Below are 4,110 nucleotides of genomic sequence, written 5' to 3'. Positions count from 1 at the left end.
GCCGAACGGTCCACTCACGCGGCGATGCTACACCGGCCCCGGGCCCGCGCATGCGAAAAGGCCCGGGTCGTTGCCGACCCGGGCCTGAGCGCGTTCAACTTTCCCGAAACCCTTACGGGGCGGGCGTATCGCGGAGTTCGCGACGCAGGATCTTGCCGACGTTGGTCTTCGGCAGCTCCTTTCGGAATTCAACGATTCTGGGGTGCTTGTAGCCGGTCAGGTTGGCCCGGGCGTGCTCCTTGACCATCTCGGCGGTCAGGTTCGGGTCCTTCTTGACGATGACCACCTTGACCACCTCGCCGGACTTCTCGTCCGGCACGCCCACTGCGGCCACTTCCAGCACGCCCGGCATCATCGCGATCACGTCTTCCACTTCGTTSGGRTACACGTTGAAGCCGGACACCAGGATCATGTCCTTCTTGCGGTCGACGATGTAGAAGAAGCCGTGTTCGTCCATCTTCGCCATGTCGCCGGTGTGCAGCCAGTCGTCGGCGTCGATGGCCTTGGCGGTTTCCTCCGGGCGCTGCCAGTAGCCCTTCATCACCTGCGGGCCGCGGATGCACAGCTCGCCCACTTCGCCCAGCGCCAGGATGTTGCCGTTGTCGTCCTTGATGCAGGCATCGGTGGACGGAATCGGCAGGCCGATCGAACCGTTGTACTCGGCCAAGGTAAGCGGGTTGATGCAGGCAGCCGGCGAGGTCTCGGTCAAGCCGTAGGCCTCGACCAGGGTGACGCCAGTGGTCTTCTTCCAGCGCTCGGCCACCGCACGCTGCACGGCCATGCCGCCGCCCAGGGTCACCTTCAGCGAGGAGAAATCGACGGTGTCGAAGCCAGGGGTGTTGAGCAGGCCGTTGAACAGCGTGTTGACACCGGTGATCGCGGTGAAGCGCACCGACTTGAGCTCCTTGACGAAGCCCTTCATGTCACGTGGATTCGTGATCAGGTGGTTGCAGCCACCGAACTTCATGAAGACCAGGCCGTTCGCCGTCAGCGCGAAGATGTGGTACAGCGGCAGGGCGGTGATGATCCATTCCTTGCCCATCTCGATGCCCGATGCGCTGATCCAGGCCGAGGCCTGCTGCATGTTGGCGATCAGGTTGCGGTTGGTCAGCATCGCACCCTTGGCCACRCCGGTRGTGCCGCCGGTGTACTGCAGGAACGCCACGTCGTCATGGTCGATCTCGACCTTCGGCAGGGTGTGGCGGCTGCCCAGCTTGAGCGCCTGCTTGAAGCGGATCGCGCCCTTCAGGTGGTAGTTGGGCACCATCTTCTTGATGTACTTGAGCACGAAGTTGACGATCGTGCCCTTGGCGCCGAGCAGGTCGCCCAGGCCGGTGGTGATGACCTGCTTGACCTGGGTATCGGCGATGACCTGTTCGACGGTATCGCCGAAGTTGTCCACCACCACCAGCGCGGTCACGCCGGCATCGACCAGCTGATGCTTCAGCTCGCGCGCGGTGTACAGCGGGTTGACGTTGACCACGGTCAAGCCGGCACGCAGCACGCCGAAGGTCGCCACCGGGTACTGCAGGCAGTTGGGCATCATCAGGGCGACGCGGTCGCCTTTCTTGAGCTTCAGCTCACCCAGCAGGTAAGCGGCGAACTGCTCGACCAGGGCATCGGTCTCACCGTAGGTGAGGGTCTTGCCGAAACTGGAGTAGGCCGGTCGGTCGCGGTACTTCGCGACGGACGCGTCGAAGACCGAAACTACCGAATGGAACTCGTTGACGTCGATTTCGGCGGGAACGCCTTTCGGATAGCTCTGCAGCCAGGGACGATCCAGACTCATATTCCCCCTCCAGGAATCGTAATGATGGGTGCGGCGCGGACAGTATCCGCCAGAACCGCTCTCCGCAGCATACCGCCCCGTAGGGAAAACGCGAAGAGGCCCCGCAAGGGGCCTCTGCATTTCCTGTGGTGCCGGCCGCTGGCCGGCAATCACGGTGATCGGTGGCGTGGAGAGCGCATGCCCGCAGCCGGCACCAACGACCGTCATGGCAGGCCGCTTGCGTCAGCCCTGCGAGCGCACCGGTGCGCCGTTGGCCTTGTAGTAGGGCGCAGTGCTGCGCGGCAGCGGGGCGCGGCCACGGATTACATCGGCCAGCTTCTCGGCGATCATGATGGTCGGTGCGTTGAGGTTGCCGGTGACCACCTGCGGCATGATCGAGGCATCGACGATGCGCAGGCCTTCCAGGCCGTGCACGCGGCCCTGGCCGTCGACCACTGCCATCGGATCATCGGCGTGGCCCATCTTGTTCGAGCATGACGGGTGGTAGGCAGTCTCGGCATGCTCGCGCACGAACGCATCGATCTGCGCATCGGTCTGCAGGGCACTGCCCGGCGAGATCTCACGGCCGCTGTACGGTGCCAGCGCCGGCTGCGCGAAGATCTCGCGGGTGATCCGGATTGCCGAGCGGAATTCGCGCCAGTCCTGGTCGTGCGACATGTAGTTGAACAGGATGCTGGGATCTTCGCGCGGATCCTTCGAGCGCACGTGGATGCGGCCACGGCTGGGCGAGCGCATCGAGCCGACATGCATCTGGAAGCTGTGTGCCTTGATCGGGTTGGAGCCGTTGTAGTTGATCGCCACCGGCAGGAAGTGATACTGCAGGTTGGGCCAGTCGAATTCGGCATCGCTGCGGATGAAACCGCCAGCCTCGAACTGGTTGCTGGCGCCGATGCCGGTGCCCAGGAACAGCCATTCGGCACCGATCGCCGGCTGGTTGTACAGCTTCAGTGCCGGGGCCAGCGAGACCGGCTTCTTGCACTCGTACTGCAGGTACATCTCAAGATGGTCCTGCAGGTTGGCGCCGACGCCGGGCAGGTGGTGCACCAGGTCGATGTCCAGGCTGCGCAGCAGGTCAGCCGGGCCGACGCCRGAGCGCTGCAGGATCTGCGGCGAGGCGATGGCACCACCACACAGCAGCACTTCGCGGCGTGCGGTGGCGCGCTGCGGCTGGTCGTTGTGCAGCCACTGCACGCCCACTGCGCGCTTGCCCGAGAACAGGATGCGGTCGGTCAGCGCGTGGGTGACGATGGTCAGGTTCGGGCGCGGCTTGGCCAGGTCCAGGTAGCCACGGGCGGTGCTGGAACGACGGCCCTTCGGCGTGACCGTGCGGTCCATCGGGCCGAAGCCTTCCTGCTGGTAGCCGTTGAGGTCGTCGGTGCGCGGGTAACCGGCCTGCACGCCGGCCTCGACCATCGCCGCGAACAGTTCGTTGTTGCCGGCCTTGGGCGTGGTCACGCGCAGCGGGCCGTCACCGCCGTGGTAGTCGTTCGGGCCGATGTCACGGGTTTCGGCCTTGCGGAAGTACGGCAGGCAGTCCAGGTAGGTCCAGTCTTCCAGGCCCGGCATGCCGGCCCAGTTGTCGTAGTCCATCGCGTTGCCGCGGATGTAGCACATGCCGTTGATCAGCGACGAACCGCCCAGGCCCTTGCCACGACCGCAATCCATCCGGCGGTTGTTCATGAAGGGCTCGGGATCGGTCTTGTACGCCCAGTTGTAGCGCTTGCCCTGCAGCGGGAAGGCCAGTGCGGCGGGCATCTGGGTACGGAAATCGAGCCGGTAGTCCGGGCCACCGGCTTCCAGCAGAAGCACGCTGACATCGGCATCTTCGGTGAGGCGGGTGGCCAGCACGTTGCCGGCCGAACCGGCGCCGATGATGATGTAGTCGTACTCGTTATGGGTGCTCATGGTTGCTCTCCTGCAGGCCGGGCGCGCTGCATGCAGGCGTCCCGGCGGAATGTCGGATCGGCGCGGTGGCCGGACGATGGGCGGTGCTCAGGGTGCGCCGGTCAGAACACGCTGGCGTAGTCGCCCAGCTCGACCTGCACCGACTTGATGCGGGTGTAGTGGCCGAGGGTGGAGATACCGTTCTCGCGGCCAACGCCGGACTGCTTGTAGCCACCCACCGGCATTTCGGCCGGCGACTCGCCCCAGGTGTTGATCCAGCAGATGCCAGCTTCCAGGCGATGGATGATGCGGTGGGCGCGGCTGATGTCCTTGCTGACCACGCCTGCGGCCAGGCCGAAGGTGGTGTCGTTGGCGCGACGGATCACTTCGTCCTCGTCGTCGTAGGCAAGGATGCTCATCACCGGTCCGAAGATTTC

3 protein-coding genes are annotated in these 4,110 nt (G+C 65.0%); all 3 read right to left on the bottom strand.

Features of this window, described 5'->3' with window-relative positions; translation table 11 throughout:
- Nucleotides 1-112: 112 nt before the first annotated feature.
- Nucleotides 113-1,789: a long-chain fatty acid--CoA ligase gene (locus AB4Y84_RS15090; protein WP_336027938.1), complete on the bottom strand. Its 1,677-nt coding sequence runs from the start codon at nucleotides 1,787-1,789 to the stop codon at nucleotides 113-115.
- A gap of 222 nt (nucleotides 1,790-2,011) precedes the next feature.
- On the bottom strand, nucleotides 2,012-3,694 hold the full coding sequence (gene betA / locus AB4Y84_RS15085; protein WP_312785827.1) for a choline dehydrogenase: 1,683 nt from the start codon (nucleotides 3,692-3,694) through the stop codon (nucleotides 2,012-2,014).
- A 101-nt stretch (nucleotides 3,695-3,795) separates the two neighbouring features.
- The coding region (locus AB4Y84_RS15080) for an aldehyde dehydrogenase family protein (protein WP_442250370.1) at nucleotides 3,796-4,110 on the bottom strand (315 nt) is incomplete at its 5' end.

It is taken from the genome of Stenotrophomonas sp. 2YAF22, from assembly GCF_052114665.1.
Taxonomy (GTDB): Bacteria; Pseudomonadota; Gammaproteobacteria; order Xanthomonadales; family Xanthomonadaceae; genus Stenotrophomonas; species Stenotrophomonas indicatrix.
The sequence above is the reverse complement of the archived record's forward strand: the minus strand, read 5'-3'. Positions and strand labels throughout refer to the sequence as shown.